This window comes from Sorangium sp. So ce590 (assembly GCF_051521365.1).
GTDB lineage: Bacteria > Myxococcota_A > Polyangia > Polyangiales > Polyangiaceae > Sorangium.
Genome location: NZ_CP150346.1, coordinates 5,417,675 through 5,439,487, shown reverse-complemented (window position 1 = coordinate 5,439,487; position 21,813 = coordinate 5,417,675). Strand labels below are relative to the sequence as shown.

Here is a 21,813-nt window from a genome sequence, read left to right as displayed (position 1 = left end):
GCTCTCTTCGTACCAGGCCCGGAGGGGTGCCGCTCCTTGGGCAGGGCCTCGGCGCGGGCTTGACCGGTGAGGCCCCTCGAATCCGCGGACCGGTGGCTCGTCTCGCCGAGGCCGGCGCCCGAGGCGCTGGTACAGCTCCTGTTTTTCCCCTATGCCGGGGCTGGTGCTTCGGTCTATCACGGTTGGGCGGAGGCGCTGCCGCCCTGGGTGGAGGGCAGCATCGTTCGCCTGCCGGGCAGGGAGACGCGCCTGCGGGAGCCTCCGCTCACGACGCTGCGCTCGCTGGTGCGAGCGCTCTCGCCCGCGCTGTCGCCGCGCTTGACGGAGCCGTTCGCGTTCTTCGGGCACAGCATGGGCGCGCTCATCGCCTTTGAGCTGGCGCGCCAGCTGCGCAGGGAGCGCCGGGCGGGGCCGGCGCATCTGTTCGTCTCGGCGCGCCCGGCGCCCCAGCTGCCGCCTCGCCATGAGCCTCTTCACGCATTGTCCGACGACGAATTCCTGGATCTTCTCGCGCGCCGCTACCAGGGCGTCCCGGAGACCATTCGCCGGGAGCCTGAGCTGCTGAAGCTCTATCTGCCCACCTTGCGGGCCGATTTTTCGGTGCTGGAGACAGCGACCTACGAGCCGGAGGAGCCGCTCGATTGCCGAGTTTCCGCCTTCGGCGGGCGAGACGACGAGACGGCGACCGAAGCCGAGATCGCCGCATGGTGCCGGCAGACCCGCGGCGACTTCTCGCTCCGGATGTTCCCGGGCGACCATTTCTTCCTCCACGGCGCGCGCACCGAGCTGCTGGACGAAGTCACCGAGCAGCTGACGCGCGCGCTGATCCCGACCTGACGAGTCTTTGGCGTGATACGACAGCCAGGTGTGGTATTCTGGAGACGGGTGCAGTTTCCGGGCGCGCGGCGTCACCCGGGAGATGCCCGTGGGCATCCTGCTCAGCCGCTCCAACGAGATGGTCGCGGCCACGCTCGGCGTCATGCTCTCGGGTGGCTCCTACGTGCCGATGGATCCGGACTACCCGGTGGAGCACCTGCGGTATATCCAGAAAGATGCCGGTATCCGGCTTGTCATCGCTGCCCCCGCCCGAGGCGGAGCGGCCAGAGCTCTCGGTGCCGTACAAGGCCCCGCGCGACGAGATGGAGCGGAAGATCTGCCAGATGATGGAGGCCCAGCTCAGCGTCCGCCCGGTCGGCACGGAGGACAATTGCTTCGATCTGGGCGGCAACTCCCTCTCTGCCCTTACCCTGACCCGTGAGGTCCAGGACGCGTTCGGCCGCTCCTTCCCGCTGATCGTCTTCTTCACGACGCCGACGGTGGCCGCGCTCGCCCGGTTCGTGCGAGAGAAGGCTCCGCTTGTGCCCTCGGGGGAGGCGAGCGCGGCGCTCGTGCCGGTGCAGAAGGCGGGCAAGGCGGGCAGCGACCCGCCGTTCTTCTGCGTGCACGGCGCCGGCGGCGTGGCCTATGGCCACGGCGCTCTCCGCCTGTTGTACCGGAAGGTGCGGAGCTTCATCGAGATCTGGGGTGGCTTCGCCCCCCACGCGATGGACGAGATGTTCGTGCGTCTGGCCTCCCAGCGTGCGGAGCGGGCGAGGCTGGGCCAGGAGATCTCGGGGATCGCCGGCTGGATGGAGCGGCGCATGCTGGCCTTCGCCAAGCGGAACTCCGTGCTGGGGCAGCTCCTCGACGAGGATTCGCCGCTCCTCACCACGCCAGCCTGCCACGGCGATCGTTCGTGCTCACGATGGCGGACCACCTGAAGGAGGCGTTGCGGAGCCGCTGAGCGCTGCCCTCCCGCGCCGCGGGCGGCTGACCAGCGCGAAGAACAGCGGCGCGAAGAAGACGCTGAAGATCGTCGCGGTGAGCATGCCGCCGAACACCCCCGTCCCGATGGCGTGCTGCGTGGCCGAGCCCGCGTTCCTCGCGAACACAAGGGGCATCACGCCCAGGATGAACGCCAGCGAGGTCATCAGGATCGGCCGGAAGCGCAGCCGCGCCGCCTCGATCGCCGCCTCCCGCACGCTCTTGCCCTGCTCGCGCAGGCTCTTCGCGAACTCGATGATCAGGATCGCGTTCTTCGCCGACAGCCCCAGGATGGTGATCAGCCCGACCTTGAAGAACACGTCGTTCGGCAGCCCGCGCACCGTCATGGCGAGCACCGCGCCTACCACCCCGAGCGGCACCACGAGCATCACCGAGAGCGGGATCGCAAAGCTCTCGTAGAGCGCCGCCAGCACCAGGAACACCACGACAAGCGACAGCGCGAGCAGCGCCGGCGCCTCGGCCCCCGACAGCCGCTCCTGGTACGACTGCCCTGTCCACTCCACCCCGAACCCGGGCGGCAGCTGCGCGGCCAGGCGCTCGATCTCGGCCATCGCCTCGCCGCTGCTCCGGCCGGGCGCCGGCGCGCCGCTGATCCCGGTGGCCGGAAACCCGTTGAAGCGCGCGAGCTGGAGCGGGCCGCGCTCCCACGCCGCCGTCGTGAACGCCGAGAGCGGCACCATCTGACCGGCGTCGTTGGGCACGGACAGCCGCAGCACGTCCTCGATCTGCATCCGGCTCGGCGCGTGGGCCTGCACGATCACCTGCTGGAGCCGCCCCTGGTTGGGGAAATCGTTCACGTACGTCGGGCTCAGCGCCGTCGACAGCGTCGCGGCCGCGCGCTCGAAGCTCACGCCGAGCGCGCTCGCCTTCTGGCGGTCGATCCGCAGCCGGATCTGCGCGGCGTCGGCCTGCGCCTCGGCGCGCACCTGCGCGACGACCGGGCTCCCCGCGGCGAGCTCGATGAGCCGCTGCTGCGCCGCCACGAGCGCCGCGTTCCCGCGCCCGCCCCGGTCCTGCAGCTTCAGGCTGAAGCCCGAGGTGCTGCTGAGCTCCATGATCGGCGGCGGCACCAGGCTGAACACCATGCCGTCGCGGATCTGGCTGAGCTTCTCGTTCGCCAGCGCGACCTCCGACTGGGCCGTCGCGCCGTCCGGGCGCTCGCCCCAGTCCTTCATCGTCAGGAAGATCATCGCCACGTTCTGTCCCGACCCCGAGAAGCCGAAACCCGGGAAGGACGCCACGCCGCCGATCGCGGGGCGGCCGAGGTAGTGCGCCTCCACCTGCTCGACCGCCTTCAGCGTGCGGTGCTGCGTGGCCTCGGGCGGGAGCTGCACGTCGACGATCACGAGCCCCTGATCCTCCTCCGGCAAGAAGGCGGTCGGCAGCCGGGCGTAGAGCAGGCCGAGCGTCGCGACGAGGATCGCGAACCCGAGGAGCATCCGAGCGCGCCTGTCGAGCGCGCCCGCGACCCACCGCCGGTATCCGGAGGTGAGCCGCTCGAAGCCGGCGTTGAACCAGCCGAGCGCGCCGCGGCGCCTCGCGTGGCCGGCGGGGACGGGCTTGAGCAGGACCACGCAGAGCGCCGGCGTCAGCGTCAGCGCCAGGAACGCCGAGAACAGGATCGAGACCGCCATCGACATCGAGAACTGCCGGTAGATCGCGCCCACCGAGCCCGACGCGAACGCCATCGGCACGAACACCGCCGAGAGCACGAGCGTGATGCCGACGACGGCGCCCGAGATCTCCGCCATCGCCTTCCGCGTCGCCTCGCGCGGGGACAGCCCCTCCTCGGTCATCAGCCGCTCGACGTTCTCGACCACGACGATCGCGTCGTCGACGATGATGCCGATCGCGAGCACCATCCCGAACAGGCTCAGCATGTTGATCGACGCGCCGGCGAGGAGCATCACCGCGCACGTGCCGAGCAGCGCGAGCGGCACCACGATCGCCGGGATGAGCGTGTAGCGGATGTTCTGCAGGAACAGGAACATCACCACGAACACGAGCACCATGGCCTCGACCAGGGTCTCGATCACCTTGTGGACCGAGATCCTGACGAAGGGCGCCGTGTCGTACGGCACGCTGTAGGTCACGTTGGGCGGCAGGCCCCGTGCGAGCTCCGCCATGCGGGCGCGCACGAGGTCGGAGGTCTTCATCGCGTTCGCGCCGTTCGCGAGCTGGATGCCGATCGCGGCGTCGGGCTTGCCGTTGCTCCGCGACGACGACGCCATGTTCTGCGCGCCGATCTCGATCGTCGCGACGTCGCGGAGGAGCACGCGCGACCCGTCGGGCTTCGCGCGGAGGACGATCGCCCCGAAATCCTCGGGCGTCGAGAGCTGCCCCTCGGCGATCAGCGTGGCGCTGATCTGCTGCGCCGGCGGGCTCGGCAGGTCGCCGATGCGGCCCGACGCGAACTGGACGTTCTGCGCGGCGATGGCGGCCGACACGTCGGCGGGCGAGAGCGCGAGCGCCGCGAGCTTGGTCGGATCGATCCAGATCCGCATCGCGCGCTCGCTGGTCCAGAGCTGCACGCGCCCGACGCCCGGGACCCGCTTGATCTCGTCGATGATGGAGCGGGCGAGGAGGTCGCCGAGCGCGGTGGGGCTCAGGCTGCCGTCGCGCGACGACAGGCTGACGATCATCAGGAAGCTCGACGTCGAGGCCTCGACGAAGAGGCCGTATTGCCTCACGGCTGCCGGCAGGCGGGGCTCGACCGCCTTGAGCCGGTTCTGGACGTCGATCTGCGCGAGATCGGGGTCGGTGCCGGGCAGGAAGGTCGCGGTGATCTGGGCCGTCCCGGAGGTGTCGCTCGACGACTGGAAGTAGAGCAGGCGCTTGGCGCTGCTCAGCTCGCGCTCGATCAGGCTGACGACGCTCTGGTCGAGCGTCTGCGGCGTCGCGCCAGGGTAGCTCGCATAGATGGAGACGGTCGGCGGCGCGACCGATGGATACTGCGTCACGGGGAGCCGCGGCAGCGCGATCGCCCCGAGGAGCGCGATGAACATCGCGATGACCACCGCGAAGATGGGCCTGTCGATGAAGAAGCGCGACATGCTGGCCTCGATCTGCTCCGTCGGCGTCAGCGCGCCGCCGAGGCCGCGGGCGGGGGCGCGTTCGCCGAGGCCGCGGGCGCGGGCGTGAAGGGGACGGCGCGGACCGCGGCGCCCGGGGCGACCTTCTGGTGGCCTTCGACCACGACCTTGTCGCCGGCGTCGAGGCCGGAGGTGACGATGTAGCGATCGCGATCGACGCCGCCCGTCTGGATGTGGCGCACGGACGTCTTGCCGTCGGGCTGGACGACGAGGACCGTCGCGTTGCCACCGCCGTCGCGCCCGACCGCTTGCTGCGGCACCGCGAGGGCCGCCTGATCGACGTGCTTGGCGAGCTTCACGCGCACGAACATGCCGGGCAAGAGCAGGCGGCTCGGGTTCGGGAAGCGCGCGCGCAGCGTCACCTCGCCGGTGCCGGGATCGACGCTGATGTCAGAGAAGAGCAGCTCGCCCTCCTCGGGGTACTCGCCCCCGTCATCGAGCACGAGGATCGCGGCATGCTTGCCCGCCTCGCCCTGGGGCGCGCCGTCCAGCGCGGCGCGGCGCAGGCGCGTGAGCTGCGCGGCGGGCTGCTTGATGTCGACATGCACCGCGTCGATCTGCTGGATGACGGCGAGCGGCGTCGCCTCGGCCTGGCCGACGAGCGCGCCTTCGGTGACGAGCGCCCCGCCGATCCTGCCGCTGATCGGGGCGGTTACGGTCGCGTAACCGAGGTTCAGGCGGGCCAGCGCGAGCGCCGAGCGCGCCTGGGCGATCTCGGCGTGGGCCACGGCCTGCGCCGCCATCGCGTCGTCATGCGCCTCGCCGCTGACCAGCCCCTCTCGCACGAGCGCGCTCGAGCGCTTCGCTCGCGCCTCGGCCTGGCCGAGGTTGGCCTGCCCTTTGACGAGGGCGGCGAGGGCGCTGTCGACGGCGGCCTTGAAGGGCGCTGGGTCGATCACGAAGAGGGTCTGTCCCTCCTTGACCTCGCTCCCTTCGGTGAAGCTGCGCTTCAGGACGATGCCCGCGACGCGCGCGCGGACCTGCGCCAGGCGGAGGGGAGCGACGCGGCCGGGGAGCTCGTCGCGGAGGGTGACGGGCTCCATCTTCACCTCGATGACGCTGACCTCGGGCGGGGGCGGCGGCGGCGCGTCGGGCGCGGCGCGGCACGCGCCGACGAGGAGGGCGGCTGGGAGGATCCCGCCGAGCTTGCGTACGTCGATCATGCGTCCATTCTGCCGGGCTCGAGGGAGGTCCACGGAGGAGACCGCCCCGTGGTTTCGCCTTGGCGTAGTGCAAGCGAGGGGTCCTTTCAACCTCCGGGACCGCCGAGCGCCGGCAGGCGTTGCCCCGCCCTGCGCCGCGCTGGCCGTGTTTCCCCGTACAACCGAGGAGATCTGTCGCAAGATCCTGCAGCGGGCGCCGCGTCCGCTGAGCCAGCCAAGACGACGCGGAGGCGAGTGACGCTCGACGCCTCGGCCGCCGGGCATGCTAGAGTGATCGAGGGCGTCAAGGGTGCGCGACCCCCGGCTTCTTCGAGCGGGCGCAGCAGGGCCTGCACCACGAGGTATAGGCCAGTAAGCCTATGCCTCGCTCCAGCGGTCTCGGCTATGAGCTCGTTGCTGTCACCTGCATCGGGTGACGCGAGGACAGATGGCGATCTGGGAGCAGGGAGGCGCGGCCGCGTGGCAACGTTTCGCAACCTCGACACGACCCCTCCAGAGGTCATCGCGTCCGCGGCCTCCGGCAAACAAAGGTGCTGACTCATGATGAACCGACGAACGAATTTGCCAAAGCAGATCCTGCTGTCAGGCGCGCTAGGCATCGCCCTCTTGGGCTGCGGCAGCGACGGCGAGGGGAGCACCACCGCCGGCGGTGACGGCGGTGGCTCCAGCGGCAATACAAGCGCGGGTCCCTCGGGCAGCGGTGGCAGCACCGCGTCTGCGGATACGACGACCGGGGCCGGTGGCACGACGAGCTCGACCGGCGGCAACGGCACCGGTGGGAGCGGCACCGGCGGCGCTGGCACCGGTGGCGCTGGCACCGGTGGCGCTGGCACGGGGGGCAGCGGCGCGGGCGGCGAAGCCGGGAGCATCACCTGCCCGTCCTCCGCGTTGAGGGCTGGCGACACGAACCAGACGGTGACGGTAGGTTCCCAGAATCGGAGCTACGTCTTGCACGTGCCGGCCACGTACGACGGCAGCAAGCCGGTGCCTCTCGTGGTGGACTTCCACCCACTGGGCGGCTCTGGCCCGTCGGAGCGATCGGGCTCGCCCTATCCGGCGCAGACCGACCCGGAAGGCGTGATCATGGCCTTCCCGAGCGGGATGTCCGGACCCTCGGGCGGCGCCTGGAACGTGGGGCCCTGCTGCGTGGCCAACACCGACGACGTGGCGTTCGCCAAGGCGCTGGTGGCGCAGATCCAGGAGACCGCCTGCATCGACCCCAAGCGCATCTACGCCGTTGGCTTCTCCATGGGGGGCGGGATGTCCCACTACCTCGCTTGCCACGCGGCCGATGTGTTCGCGGCCGTCGCGCCCGCCGCCTTCGATCTCCTGGAGGAGAACATCGGCGGTTGCGAGCCAGCGCGTCCCATCAGCGTGATCTCGTTCCGAGGCACGTCGGATCCCGTCGTGCCCTACGCCGGTGGACACTCCGCGGTGGTGCGGGGTATGCCCATCACGTTCCTCGGCGCGAAGTCGACCCTCCAGAAATGGGCCGACATCAATGGCTGCACCGGCTCGCCCTCGGCCGAAGATGGCCAGGGCTGCTCCACTTATTCGAATTGCCGGGACGGCGTCGAAGTGGCCCTCTGCACGAAGCAGGGAGGTGGCCACGACCCCGGTAACGCCGCGGTCGGCTGGCCCGTGCTGAAACGATACACAATGCCATAGCTCACGTCTGTCGTTCTCCGGGAAGGGCGCCCACGAGCTTCACTCATCTCTGTGCCCCTCTGCGGCACCGGCTGGGACATCCAGCAGAAGAGCTTCGACTCGCATGACGGCGCGTCGCCCGACGCGCGAAGCGTCTGATTTTAGCGCTGTTGAAATAATCTACTCCTGATACAAGGTCGCATCTTGAGCGCGCCGCCACATGATGAGCGAGCTCGCGCGTTGACCGCTGACACCCCGATCGGCCATACTGGCAAGTGCTCCTTTGCCTTGCTGCTGCCTGCGCGACCTCGTCGTTCGGTGGCAGGAGCCGATTGGCTGGTCCATGAAGGTCAGCGGAACCACAATCTTGACGCGGAAGACGTTGGTGAGCCGGAGATTCGGCTCGGATGCGTGGCGCGGCTTCTTTCGTGACGTGGCGCTGGCCAACCCATGGTTCAGGCAGCCGATCACCGCCAGCAGCCTGGTTCCGCTGCCCGAGTTCCTCGCGTTCCACGACGAGCTCGTTCGGCGGTTTTATTCCGATGGCACGGACGCGCTCTTCGAGCTCGGGGCCGAATCGGCCCGCTGGGCGCTCGTCGACGGTCCGCTGCAGCGCTTCGTCCAGGATCCCGAGATCTCCTCGCTGGTCGCGACCACTCAGAACATCTGGCACCGGTACTTCGCCGAGACGGACAGCCGCTCCGAGGCGACCCTGAAGGATTCCGGCATCGAATTTCGAGTGCGTGACCTCCCCGTCTGGCACCCGTATTTCGAGCATTTTGTGGTCGGGTACACAAAGGAGATGCTGGAGATCTATTGCGCCAACCCGGTCTGGGCGCATCGGCTTACGGGGGCACGTGGGACGACGTACGGCTATCTGCTCACCACCGATCCTGTCCCACGCGCCCCGCCGAGCAGCGATCGCTCCGGTGCCCGGCACGATCGGCTTCTTCGGCCGCGAAAGGCGCTCACGGCGCGCGAGCTGGAGGTGCTGCGGCTCGTCGGGACCGGCAAGACCAACCGCGAGATCGCCACCGTCCTTCGCATCTCGGCGAAGACCGTGCAGCATCACGTCGCCCACGCCTACGACAAGCTCGGCGTCTACAGCCGCGCCGGCGCGACGCTGTGGCTGGCCGAGCGGGGGCTCCTGGGTTGACCGGCGGCAAGGACGCTCTGCTCGGTCAGACGGCCAGCAAGCCCTTCGCCGATGTCCGCCGAGGCCCGGTCGATGTCCACCGACGACAGCCACCTCATCATACATCTTGCGCGCCACGCCTCCCGGCTCGAGGTCGACAGCGAAGGCCACGCAGCGCCACGCGGAGGTGGCAAAGGCGCCCGGCGGCCTCGGGTGCGGTAACCCCCGCGTTCTCGCCGAGCGTCAGCGGCACGCATCGCCGAACTCCACATTGATCGCGCCTGCGTGAACAGTCCCGTCGTTGACGACGTGATCCGCGCGAAGGGCGAGGTGTTCTCGAAGCCTTGAGGCCAACGGGCTCGCAGCCCCGACTTGTTCAGCAAGCGCGACTTCGAGATTGACCTGCACACCAGGACGATTACGTGCCCGGGGCCAGGGCAGGCGGTCCGCCCGGCGCGTGTGCAGCGCACAGCGCTCGCCTTGCCGGCGGGGGCAGCGACCGGCAGCAGGCCGGTGACCGGCAGCAGGCCGGTCGAGGTCGCCGTGGGGCGGGGCTGGGGGGTGCGCGTTGCCCCGGGCTTTGACGAAGGAGGGGGTACTCAGGTCGGTGCTGCGCCTGGTTGCCGAGGCCCCGGTGTCACCGGATCCCCTTCCGGCTGCGCCGGTTGTCGTCGAGGCGACAGTAACAGGGCGGTCGCCCGCCGCTCTCCGGATCGAGACAGCGGCGGACGCACCCCGGCTTCATTCTGAGCGCTCTCTGTCCCGAATGCGACCTGAAGCCGCTGCGCGAGCAGGTTTCGGACGTGACGTGCTGGAATCGGCCCGGAAGATAGGGAAGGGGACCGATGCAGGGCGAGGCGACAGCTGGTTTGGTGTATCCGCACACAAGAGCAGGAGTCCGGGCTGTGTTCCCGAGATCCAATGAGAGTTGTCAATCGCCGGCACCCGCCTTCTTTCAAATACACGCTGGCGTTGCGGTGTCCATACTTCATACTGCGTAGCGGGCTCATCGGGATCCATTGCAATGCGGCCGACACTGCGTTGTGTGAGCCTGGGTTCAGCCTGGCGCCGGCTCTTTCTGCCCGGATGACCAGGCGGCCGTGATGCCTGATGAGCGTACGACAGAACAGCAAGCGAGGTGTGCGTGCAGGTGTGCGCGTGTCGAGCGTCTCGACGCGGCGTACGGCGGATTCTCGCGCATCGATGCAACCGACCCCTACCCACCACAAGGAGGTCATCTGCGATGAACGAAATGGTTTATTCGCCGCTCTCTCTGGAGCAAGAACGCGCCTGGAGGCTCCACCGGAGCCGAGGCGCCGCGCCCGGCTTGCATGAGCGGGGCGCGGCGTGGCTGGATGGCGAGCTGGACGTGCCCAGATGGGTCCACGCTATCGAGAGGCTCGCGGCGCGCCAGGCGATCCTGAGGACGTCGTTCGCAGAGCGCGATGGGCAGCCGGTGCAGGTCGTCTCGCCGCAGGCCGAGGTCGCCTTCCGCGAGGTGGATCTCGCCGCCGACGGGCGGTCCGCCTCGGATGAATCCGCGCTCGAGATGGCTCGCCGGGAGGCCTCTCTGCCCCTCGACCCGGAGGGCGGCCCGCTCTGGCGCGTGAGCCTCATCCGCGTGCACCCGAGCCGGCACCTCGTCGCGCTCTCCATGCATCCCATGGTCTCCGACGGCGAGTCGAGCGTGGCGCTGTTCTTTTCGGAGCTGTTCGACGGCTATCACGGCGTCGAGCGGCAGGCGCCGACGATGCGCTATCAGGACTACGCGCGTCGGCAGCGGGAGCACAGGACTCCGGAGCTCCTCGACAGGCAGCTCGCGCACTGGCGTCGCGAGCTCTCGGGGGCGCCGGAGGCGCTGGAGCTCCGGACGGATCGGCCGCGGCCCGCGGCGCGGACCTTCGCCGCAGGCTCGGCGGAGCGCGCGCTCGATCGGGAGCTCGTGCGAGAGCTCCGCGCGCTGGCGCGCGAGGAGGACGTGGCGCTGTCCGCGGTCTTGCTCGCGGGAATGCACGCCGTGCTCCACCGCGCTACCGGCCAGGACGACGTCCTCATCGGCGTCGCGCTGTCCGGGCGAGACGACGAGGAGACGCAGGGCCTCATCGGGGCATTCGGGGACCTCGTGGTCGTGCGGGGCAGGCTGGGCGCGGATCCGAGCTTTCGCTCGCTGTTGCGTCAAGTGCGCCACTCCATGCAGGAGGGGAAAGAGAACGGAGACATCTCCTTCTCCTCCCTGGCCGAGCAGCTCTCGCTGCCGCGCGATCCGAGCCGCGCGCCGCTCGTCCAGGCCACCTTCGCCAGCAAGCCGGGCACGCTGGAGCCGAGGCGAGGCGCCCTGCTCACGCTGACGCCGGCGGCGCTCGAGGCGACCGAGGTGGCGTTCGAGCTCGCCGTCCGCGTCGAGGAGTCCGAGGCGAGCGTGATCGCGCGCGTCGAGTTCAATCGCGACCTCTTCGACCACGCGACGCTCGAGCGGCTGCTCGGGCACTGGGCGGTGCTGCTCCGCGGTGCCGTGAGCGATCCGGCGCGGCGCGTCTCGGAGCTGCCGCTCCTGACCGAGGAGGAGCGCCGCACGCTGCTGTTCGCGTGGAACAGCGGCGGGGTGTTCGAGCCGCCGCGCGATCGGGTGCACGAGCGGGTCGAGGCGCACGCCCGGCGCACCCCGTCCGCGGTGGCGGTGGCCTTCGAGGGGCAGCGCCTCACGTATGCCGAGCTGGATCGACGGAGCAACCAGATCGCCCACCTCCTCCGGGAGAGCGGCGCGGGGCCCGATGTCCGGATCGGCGTCTGCCTGGAGCGATCGCTCGAGATGATCGTCGCGTTGCTCGGCGTCCTCAAGTCCGGCGGCGCCTACGTCCCGCTCGACCCCTCCTACCCCGCGGAGCGACTCGCCTTCTTGCTGGAGGATGCCAGCGTCCGCGTGATCCTCACCGAGGAGCGCTTCGCCTCCCGGCTCCGGAGCGGGAGCGCCAGGGGGGTGTACCTCGACGCGGAGCGGGCCATGATCGAGCGGCAGCCCGAGGACAGGGTAGAGCCCGCGCCGAACGAGGGCCCGGAGAACCTCGCGTACATCATCTACACCTCGGGATCGACAGGGAAGCCCAAGGGGGTGATGGTCACCCACGCCAACGTGGCTCGTCTCTTCGACCACACCGAAAGCGATGTTCGCTACAGCGACCGCGACGTCTGGACGCTGTTCCACTCCTATGCCTTCGATTTCTCCGTCCTGGAGATCTGGGGCGCGCTCTGCCACGGCGGACGGCTGGTCGTGGTGCCGTTCCTCACGAGCCGCACGCCGGACGCGTTCTACAGGCTCCTCGGCGATGAAGGGGTGACCGTCGTCTGCCAGACGCCCTCGGCGCTCCGCCAGCTCATCCACGCCGATGCGGCGGCCGAGCCGTCGCTCGGCGGCCGCCCGCAGCTGCGTCTCGTGATCTGCGGGGGCGAGGCGCTCGATGTGGCCATGCTCAAGCCGTGGTGGGACCGCCACGGGGACAGGCACCCCACCATCGTCAACATCTATGGTCCCACCGAGACGACGGTGTTCGCCACCCGCCGCACGATGGGTATGCCGGATCTCGAGCGACCGTGGTCGAGCTCGATCGGCTCCGCGTGCCGCGACGTCCAGGTGCTGCTCCTCGATCGCAACCGCGCGCTCGTCCCCGTCGGCGTCGCCGGCGAGCTCTACATCGGCGGCGGCGGCGTGTCGCGTGGCTACCTGAACCGGCCCGAGCTCACGCAGGAGCGGTTCGTCCAGAGCCCGTTCGGCGCCGGGCCGGGCTCCCGTCTGTACAGGACAGGCGATCTCGCGCGTTATCTCCCCTCGGGCGAGATCGAGTTTCTCGGCCGGATCGACGATCAGGTGAAGATCCACGGCCACCGCATCGAGCTCGGCGAGATCGCGGCGGTGCTGGGCCAGCACCCTTCCGTGCGCGAGGTCGCGGTCGTCGCGCGCGAGGACGCGCCGGGCGACAGGCGGCTCGTGGCGTATATCGTCCCCCGCGCGGTCGAGGGGGGCTCCGCCAGGGACGAGCGGGCGCTCCTTCCCGCGCTGCGCGCCCTCGCGCAGCGCCATCTGCCGGGCTACATGGTCCCGACCGCCTTCGTGCCGCTCGACGCGCTCCCCACCTCGCCGAACGGCAAGGTCGACCGCAGGGCGCTCCCTGCGCCCGGCGGCGACCGCCAGGAGCTCGGACGCGCCTTCGTGGCGCCGCGCTCCGAGCTGGAGGAGGCGCTCGCAGGCCTCTGGAAGGAGCTCCTCCGCGTGGAGCGCGTCGGCGCGCACGACAGCTTCTTCGAGCTGGGCGGCAGCTCGCTGCACGCCGTCCAGCTGTTCTCCCGCCTCCGCGGCGCCTTCGGGATCGACGTCGGATTCCAGGAGCTCTTCGATCATCCGACCGTCGCCGGGCTCGCCGCGCTGAGCCAGGGCGGCGGCCGCGCGGCCCCCCGAGAGGAGCATGCCATTCCGAGAGGCACCCGGACGGGGCCAGTCCCCCTGTCGTTCGCGCAGGAGCGCATGTGGTTCCTCCACCGGCTCGCGCCGGAGAGCCGGGCCTACAACTGCCTCTGTCCCTTCCGCCTCACCGGGGACATCCACGTTCCGGCGCTCGACAGGAGCCTCCGCGAGCTCGTCCGCCGCCACGAGATCCTGCGCACCGTCTACACCGAGATCGACGGCCAGCCCGTCCAGATCGTCGCCGAGGACGCCTCCTTCCGGCTCGACGTCGCGGACCTCCAGCACCTCTCGGAGGGCGAGCGCGAGGCCCGGGCGCAGCAGCTCATCGAAGCGGAGGCCCAGAGGATCTTCGATCTGAAGCGCGGCCCCGTCTTCCGTGCAGGGCTGCTCCGGCTCGGGCCGCGGGATCACGTCCTCTGGCTGCACATCCACCACATCGCCGTCGACGGCTGGTCGCTCGAGGTGGCCTACCGCGAGATCGCGGCGCTCTACGACGCCTTCTGTCGGGAGGCTCCCCCTCCGCTGCTGGACACGCCGCTCCAGTACGCCGATTTCGCCTCGTGGCAGCGCGAGCAGCTGACGGAGGAGACCCTGTCGGGGCTGCTCGCCGGCTGGAGACAGAGGCTCCTCGACGTGCCGCCGTTGCTCCAGCTCCCGAGCGATCGCGTCCGGCCGCCGGTCCAGACCTTCCGCGGCGCGACGATCCCGTTCCAGCTCGACCCGGCGGTCGGAAGGGCCATCCGGGACCTCGGCGCGCGAGAAGGCGTGACCGTGAACATGGTCCTCCTGGCCGCGTTCGCCGCGCTGCTCCACCGCGTCACGCAACGCGACGACCTCCTGATCGGCCTGCCGAGCGCGGGCCGCGATCACGCCGACCTCGAGGCGGCGATCGGCTTCTTCGTCAACGTGATCCCCATCCGGATCGACGTCTCCGGCGAGCCGTCGTTCGAGGAGCTGCTCCGCCGCGTGAGGGATGTGTGCCTGGACGCCTACGCGCACGACAGGCTCCCGTTCGAGCGGCTCGTCCAGGAGCTCCAGCCCGAGCGCGACCCCAGCTACAGCCCGCTCGTGCAGATCGTGTTCGCGCCGCAGCCGCCCGCGGAGCGCGAGCTCCACCTCGCCGGGGTCGAGGCGCGCGCCATCGACACGGATACGAAGAAGACGATCTTCGACGTATCGCTCTATGCCTGGGAGAGCGCCGACGGCGTCGCCGGGATGCTGGAGTACAGCACCGACCTCTTCGAGCGGGCGACGATGGGGCGGATGATGGATCACCTCTTCACGCTCCTCGCCGCGGCGACATCGGACCCTGCGCGCTCCGTCTCGTCGATGCCGCTGCTCCCGGAGCGCGAGCAGCGCCAGCTGCTCGTCGAATGGAACGAACCAGGCGTCGATTTTCCTCGCGACCGGCGCGTCCTGGATCGGTTCGAGGAGCAGGCGGCGCGCGCGCCGCACGCCGCCGCGGTCGTGTCCGATCGCGGATCGCTCGCGTACGGAGAGCTCGATCGCCGGGCGAACCAGCTCGCGCGCCGCCTGCGCGAGCTGGGCGCCGGGCCCGATACCCTGGTCGCGATCTGCGCGGAGCGCTCGCTGGAGATGGTGGTCGGGATCCTCGGGACCCTCAAGGCGGGCGCGGCGTATCTCCCCGTGGACGCCGAGATCGCGAGAGAGCGGCTGGCGTTCATCCTCGCGGACTCCGGGGCGCCGGTGCTCCTCACGCAGGCGCACCTCTCCGATCGCCTCCCGCCGTTCGCGGGCGCGGTGATCCGCCTCGACGCCGACTGGCCGGAGATGGCGGCGCTGGATGGGTCGCCCCCTCCGGCGTGCGCAGGCCCCCGGGACCTGGCCTATGCCATCTACACCTCGGGCTCGACCGGCCGCCCGAAGGGCGTGCTCGTGGAGCACCGGAGCCTCATGAACCTGGTGGAGTGGCACGTGCGGCGCTTCGCCGTCTCCTGCGGGGATCGCGCGACCCTGGTCGCGAGCCCCGGCTTCGACGCGTCGGTATGGGAGCTCTGGCCGTATCTGTGCATGGGAGCGTGCCTGTTCATCCCCGGGGAGCCGCTCCGCCGTTCCCCGGACGAGCTTCAAGCGTGGCTCGTCGCGCGAAAGATCACCGTCTCTTTCTTGCCGACGCCCATGGCGGAGGAGCTCCTGCGCCTCGACTGGCCTGCTTCCACCGCGCTCCGGTACCTGCTCACGGGAGGAGACAAGCTCCGCGTCTGGCCTGGCGCGGCGCTCCCCTTCGACGTCGTGAACAACTATGGTCCGACCGAGGCGACCGTCGTGGCGACCTCGTGCCTCGTGCCGCGGGCGCGGCCGAACGGCGGGACGGCGACGGTCGATCCCTCGATCGGCCGCCCCATCGACAACCTGCGGGTCTACCTGCTCGATCCGCGCGGGGAGCTCGTCCCGGTGGGCGTCCCCGGCGAGCTCTACCTCGGAGGCGCCGGCATCGCCCGCGGGTACTTGAACCGGCCCGAGCTCGACGCAGCGCGGTTTCTCCCCGATCGGTTCACGGACGAGCCGGGCGCACGCATGTACCGCACCGGCGATCGCGCCCGGTGGCTCCCGGACGGGACCATCGAGTTCCTGGGACGGGTCGACAACCAGGTGAAGATCCGTGGCTATCGTATCGAGCTCGGCGAGATCGAGGCCGTGCTGCGAGAGCACCCCGACGTGGAAGAGGCCGTCGTGGTGGCGCGGGAAGAGCCGCCGGGCAACAGGCGGCTTGTCGCCTACGTCATCCCCCGCCTCGAGGGCGGCGGCGCCACGGACCAGGCCCCGGCCCTGCAAGCGGAGCACGTCTCGGCGTGGCAGGCCCTGTACGACGGCACCTACGGGGGAGGCGACGCCGGCGTGGATCCGGGCTTCAACATCACCGGATGGAACAGCAGCTACACCGGCGAGCCCATCGACGCCGGAGCGATGCGCGCTTGGCGGGACCACACCGTCGAGCGGATCCTCTCGTTCCAGCCGCGCCGGGTCTGGGAGATCGGCTGTGGGACCGGGCTCCTGCTCCTGCAGCTGGCCCCGCAGTGCGCCGCCTACCTCGGCACGGATTTCTCGGAGCAGGCGATCTCGCTCCTCCGCCCCGAGGTCGCGCGCGGCACGCTCTCGCACGTGTCGCTGCAGCGCCGGGAGGCGAACGACTTCAGCGGTGTCGAGCCGGGCAGCTTCGATGTGATCCTCCTGAACTCGATCATCCAGTACTTCCCCGGCGCCGATTACCTGCGCTCGGTGATCGAGGGCGCCGTGCGCGCGGTGGCGCCCGGCGGCGTCGTGTTCCTGGGCGACATCAGGAGCCTTCCGCTGCTCGAGGCGTTCCACACGTCGGTGCAGCGCCACCGCGCGCCCGCGGGCGCCACCGCGGCCGAGCTGCGGGCCCGGGTGCAGCGGGCGGCCTCGGCCGAGGAGGAGCTCGTCCTCGCGCCCGAGCTCTTTCACGCGCTGCGCGGCCAGATCCCGGGCGTGGAGCACGTGGAGGTCTGGCTCAAGCGGGGTTCGGGCTCCGACGAGATGACGCGCTTCCGTTATGACGTGGTCCTGCACGTCGGCGCGGCGCCCGAGCCCGTCGTCGTCGGCCGATCGCTGGACTGGGCTGCCTCGGAGGGCCTCGCCGGCGTGGAGCGAGCGCTGCGTGAGGAGGGATCCCTCGGGCTGGAGGTCCTGGGGATCCCGAGCGCGCGCGTGCACGCCGACGTGATCGCTGCGCGCCGGCTGCGGGAAGGGGACGGCGTCGGGCTGGCCCGCGCCGCCACGACGGTCGCCGTGGGCTCGATGGCCGCGATCGAGCCGGAGGCGCTGTGGGCGCTCGGCGCGCGCCTCGGCTGCTCGGTCCGGATCACCGGATCGAGGACCTCGGGTCCGGGCTGCATGGACGTGCTCTTCGAGCGCGCCGAGGGCGCGCCGCGACCGCGCGCCTGGATCCAGGCGCGGCCCCGGGAGACCTTGCCCGAGCGGTCGCTCGCGAACAGCCCTCTCCGGCGGCAGAAGACGCGCGCGATGCCCGCAGGCCTGCGCGAGTTCGCCGCGGCGAAGCTCCCCGACTACATGGTTCCGGCCGCCCTCGTGAGGCTCGACGCGCTGCCCCTCACCACGAACGGGAAAGTCGACATGGCGGCCCTCCCGGCCGACGACCGCGCAAAGCCCGAGCCGAGGGCGGCGACGCCGGTGCCCGCCTCGAACATCGAGGTGATCCTCAGCGAGATCTGGCGCCAGGTGCTCGGCCTCGACGAGGTCGGGCTCGACGATCCTTTCTTCGAGCTCGGCGGTCACTCGCTGCTCCTCGCACGGGTCCGCGCGGGCATCCGGGCGCGGCTCGGCGAGGACGTCCCCATCATGGACCTGTTCCAGTACCCGACGATCCGCAGCCTCTCTGCCCACCTGAAGAGGGGCCCTCTGGCGGCCGCCTCGGGCGAGAGCACGGTCTCCAGGCGTGGCCCCGGCGCCGTGGCCCCCGCGGTCGAGGCGCCGGCGCGGGAGGCGCTCCCCGAGAACGCGATTGCCATCATCGGAATGGCGGGTCGATTCCCGAAGGCGCGCAGCGTCGACGCGCTGTGGTCGATGCTCGAGGACGGGGGGGAGGGGATCGGCTTTTATTCGCCCGAGGAGCTGAAGGCGCTCGGCGTGGACCCGGAGCTCACCCGCTCGCCCAGGTTCATCCCGGCGGCCGGCGTGCTCGACGACGTCATGTGCTTCGACGCGGCGTTCTTCGGCTACAGCCCGCAGGACGCCGTGCTCATGGACCCGCAGCAGCGGGTCTTCCTCGAGTGCGCCTGGGAGGCCATGGAGCGCGCCGGGTACAACCCGCTCGCCTACCCGAAGCCGATCGGCGTGTTCGCCGGGAGCGACGCCCCGAGCTACTGGATCGAGCGCGTCGGGCCGCCTCCGGCCGCGCCGAACTCGGAGCACCAGCGGATCTATACCGGGAACGTGACCGACTCCCTGACCACGCGGGTGGCCTACAAGCTGGGGCTCCGGGGGCCGGCGGTGAGCGTCATGACCGCATGCTCGACGTCGCTCGTCGCGGTGCACCTCGGCTGCCAGAGCCTCGCCACAAGGGAGAGCGACATGGTCCTCGCCGGAGGGGTCGGCGTCCTCTCGCCGCGGAGGATCGGCTACCTCCACGAGGAAGGCTCGGTCACCTCGCCCGACGGCCATTGCCGTCCTTTCGACGCCGAGGCGAGCGGCATCGTGGCCAGCAACGGTGTGGGGCTCGTCGTCCTCAAGCGGTTGAAGGACGCCCTGGACGACGGCGACACGATTCACGCGGTGATCCGCGGATCCGCCGTCACAAACGACGGTGCACTCAAGGTGGGTTACATGGCGCCGAGCCTGGAAGGGCAGCTCGAGACCATCGCCCGGGCCCACGCCGCTTCGGGCGTCAGCCCGGAGAGCATCACGTACGTGGAGGCGCACGGCGCGGGCACGCGGCTCGGCGACTCGATCGAGGTGGCCGCGCTGTCGCGGGCGTTCCGGAGGGCCACCGACAAGGTCGGCTTCTGCGCGCTCGGCTCGGTGAAGAGCAACCTCGGCCACCTCCGCGCGGCCGCCGGGGTGACCGGCCTCATCAAGGCCGCGCTGTCGCTGGAGCACGAGCTCATCCCCGCGACGCTCCATTTCCGTCGCCCCGGCCCCGAGATCGACCTCGCGAGCAGCCCCTTCTTCGTCAACGCCGGGCCGCGCGCGTGGAAGCGCGGCGGGGCCCCGCGCCGCGCGGCGGTGAGCGCCTTCGGCATCGGCGGCACGAACGCGCACGCCGTGCTGGAGGAGGCGCCGGAGCCGGCGCCGTCTGGCCCGTCGCGGCGCTGCCAGCTGCTCGTCGTCTCGGCGAGGACGCGCGCCGCGCTCGAGAAGAGCACCGATCGTCTGGCCGAGCACCTGCGGCGCGCGCCGGACGGCTCGCTCCCCGACGTCGCGTTCACCCTGCAGCGGGGCAGGGTGCCTTTCACGCACCGCCGCGCGGTGGTGTGCGCGGATCCGGCCTCGGGAGCGGCCTGCCTCGATCGGCGCGACCCGGCCCGCGTCTTCACGCAGGTTGCCGGCGGGCGGCCGCCGGAGGTCGTCTTCATGTTCCCCGGCGCGGGCGCGGAGCGTGTCGGCATGGGGCGTGAGCTCTACCTGCACGAGCGCGTCTACCGCGAGAGCATGGACCGGTGCGCCGATCTCTTCCGTCGCGAGCTGTCGGCCGACCTCCGCGACCGGCTCTTCCCCGAGGAGCAGGGGCGCGCCCGCGGTGAAGAAGACATCGGCTCTCCGCGCCTCCGCGCGGCCGCCCTCTTCTCGACCGAGTACGCCTTGGCGCAGCTGCTGATGTCGTGGGGGATCCGCCCCGCCGCGCTGTTCGGCCATGGGCTGGGCGGGGTTGTCGCCGCGTGCGTCGCCGGTGTGCTCTCGCTCGACGACGCGGTCGCGCTGCTCGGGCGCGCGGAAGCGGACGCGGAAGACGAGGCCGCCGAGCCGCTCCTCGCGCGCATGGCCCAGCTGGCCGCGTCGATGGTGAGGAGGGCGCCGAGCATCCCCCTCGTCGGAGACCACGCGGGCGACTGGGCGACGGAGACTGACGTCCACGATCCATCGTTCTGGGCCCGGGTCCTCGCGGGATCGGCTCGCCCCGACGACCGCATCGCCGCGCTGCTCGCCTCGGCCGATCGTGCCCTCCTCGAAATCGGGCCCGGCTCCTCCCTGGCCACCCTGGCGTCGCGGCACCCGGACGCGGGGGCGGAGCGACCGATTGCGACCAGCCTGGCAGGCCCGGGCGAGGGCTCCGGCGACCTCGAGGCGTTGCTCGCCGCGGTGGGCCGCCTCTGGTGTGCCGGCGTCGACGTCGACTGGGCCGCGTTCTTCCGGGACGAGCGCCGGCGGCGCGTGCCGTTGCCCACGTACCCGTTCGAGCGCGTCCCTCACATGCTCGACACCACGTGCACCGTGGGCCCACCCACGGAGCGGTCCCTGTCGCCGAAGATCTGCAGTCCGCCGGCGTCGTCCGGCCCTCCGACGGGCTCGCCGGCGAGCGTGCGGCAGCGGGACGCGCCGCCGCCGGACTCGCCTGCGCCCCTGAGCGCCGCGCTGACGCAGCGGAGCGGGAGCGCCGCGGTCCTCCCCCGCTGGCGCGCGGCTGGCCAGCTCCTCGTCACGCTGCAGGCGGGGGCGCCGGACACCGCGCCGCTGTTCCTGATCCCGCCGCTCGGCGGCACGGTCCACGCCTATCGCCCCCTGGTGCAGCGGTTGAGCGGCGAGCTGCCCGTCTACGGGATCCAGCCCACCGGCGCGGAGCCGGGCGAGCCGGGCTTCACGTCCATTCCCGCGATCGCGGCGCGGTACGTGGACGAGATCCTGAGCGTCCGACCCGAGGGGCCCTACCTCGTCGGGGGGCATTCGGCCGGCGGCGTCGTCGCGTACGAGATGGCGCAGCAGCTGCTCGCGCGAGGGCGCAAGGTGCCTTTGCTGCTGCTGCTGGACACCGGCTCCGTCCCGCGCGCGAGCGATCGCTCTCCGGCGAGCGGCCTCGCCCACGAGATGGCGAAGCTCGAAGCCGTCGCGTCGCAGCGATACCGCAGCTTCGTCGCGGCCATGGCGGACGACGCGCGGCTCCGCGCCGAGGTCACGAGCACGTGGCAGGCCCTCGCGGGCTACGCGCCGAAGCCGACGGACGCCAGCGTCCTGTTCCTGCGCGCGCGGGAGCAGGTCAGCCCGGAGGACGCGGCCGCCGTCAACGCCTGGATGGATCTGGCGCGAGCGGCCTTCGCCCTGCAGGTGGTGCCCGGCAACCACTTCACGATGATGGAGCCGCCCCACGTCGCGCACGTCGCCCGCGCGATCCAGCAGCACATCGAGGGCGCGCTGAGGCCTGCGCTCGTCGACGCCCTGGAGGGGCGGCCGCTCCGGAGGCCGAGGGCGAGGCCCCTCGGCGTGGAGAGCGGGCCCGAGAGCGGCCCGCCGTCGCGCTGAGCTTGTATCTCGTCCCCTGAGCCGCGCGACGCGTCGGCTCGCATTCCCTCGCGAGTGAGAGAGCCGTAGTAGACCCGGAAGCACAGCGGGATGGCCTGACTACGCATTCGACGAGGGTCCTCGTCCGGGTGCAGGTACCCTTTCGCCTTGTCATCACTCGCTCTGGGGATCCCAGCACCTCTCCGAGCCCAACCTCGGGTCGCGCAGCGCGTTGCTCACGGTCGCGCAGCGCGTTGCTCACGGTCGCGCAGCGCGTTGCTCACGGTCGCGCAGCGCGTCGTCCACGAACGATCCAAACGTCAGAATGACCCAACTGTATCTTTTCGGACGTACTGGACTCGTGAGGAAGGCGCGTTCGCGCTGGAAATTCCGGACTTCCGTGGCCGAACGAGCTCCCGCCGGGTGCTCTCTGAGGCGGGAAAGGGGCCGCTCGACACCCACGCTTCGCTCGTCGTGGCGCTAGCCGGCGTGGCTGGGTCGCGCGAGCGAACTTTCTGGTTGATGTACCTCGTGGATGACGCTCTAAAGCAAGAGTGGCTCGTC

The 21,813-nt window shown here is 71.0% G+C and carries 7 protein-coding genes and 1 pseudogene; 6 read left to right on the top strand and 2 right to left on the bottom strand.

What is annotated here, in order from left to right:
• The first annotated feature begins 66 nt into the window (after positions 1 to 66).
• The 3 genes and pseudogenes from WMF28_RS20475 to WMF28_RS20465 all read left to right on the top strand — a co-directional run bounded on the left by WMF28_RS20475 (position 67) and on the right by WMF28_RS20465 (position 1,760).
• Entirely contained in the window at positions 67 to 837 is a 771-nt protein-coding gene (locus WMF28_RS20475; RefSeq protein ID WP_437603943.1) for a thioesterase II family protein, read from the top strand.
• 82 nt (positions 838 to 919) lie between these two features.
• Positions 920 to 1,036: pseudogene (locus WMF28_RS20470) on the top strand (hypothetical protein); the annotation flags it as partial.
• Positions 1,037 to 1,052: 16 nt separating this feature from the next.
• Positions 1,053 to 1,760, top strand: coding sequence for a phosphopantetheine-binding protein (locus WMF28_RS20465; protein ID WP_437603942.1), 708 nt, complete (start codon positions 1,053 to 1,055; stop codon positions 1,758 to 1,760).
• Here WMF28_RS20465 and WMF28_RS20460 read toward each other — a convergent pair.
• Both WMF28_RS20460 and WMF28_RS20455 read right to left on the bottom strand, forming a co-directional pair.
• Positions 1,740 to 4,877, bottom strand: a complete 3,138-nt coding sequence (locus tag WMF28_RS20460) for a multidrug efflux RND transporter permease subunit (protein ID WP_437603941.1) — start codon at positions 4,875 to 4,877, stop codon at positions 1,740 to 1,742. The two genes, WMF28_RS20465 and WMF28_RS20460, sit on opposite strands and share 21 nt — an antisense overlap.
• Positions 4,878 to 4,903: 26 nt before the next feature.
• A complete protein-coding gene (locus WMF28_RS20455; RefSeq protein ID WP_437603940.1) occupies positions 4,904 to 6,079 on the bottom strand; it encodes an efflux RND transporter periplasmic adaptor subunit in 1,176 nt (391 codons plus the stop codon).
• A gap of 540 nt (positions 6,080 to 6,619) precedes the next feature.
• Here WMF28_RS20455 and WMF28_RS20450 point away from each other — a divergent pair.
• The 3 genes from WMF28_RS20450 (at position 6,620) to WMF28_RS20440 (ending at position 21,270) form a co-directional block, all read left to right on the top strand.
• Entirely contained in the window at positions 6,620 to 7,747 is a 1,128-nt protein-coding gene (locus WMF28_RS20450; protein WP_437603939.1) for an alpha/beta hydrolase family esterase, read from the top strand.
• A 412-nt stretch (positions 7,748 to 8,159) separates the two neighbouring features.
• Entirely contained in the window at positions 8,160 to 8,882 is a 723-nt protein-coding gene (locus tag WMF28_RS20445; protein WP_437603938.1) for a response regulator transcription factor, read from the top strand.
• Between the two features lie 1,222 nt (positions 8,883 to 10,104).
• Positions 10,105 to 21,270 carry an amino acid adenylation domain-containing protein gene (locus WMF28_RS20440; RefSeq protein WP_437603937.1) on the top strand — a complete coding sequence of 3,722 codons (11,166 nt, stop codon included), beginning with the start codon at positions 10,105 to 10,107 and terminating at the stop codon, positions 21,268 to 21,270.
• Positions 21,271 to 21,813 lie beyond the last annotated feature (543 nt).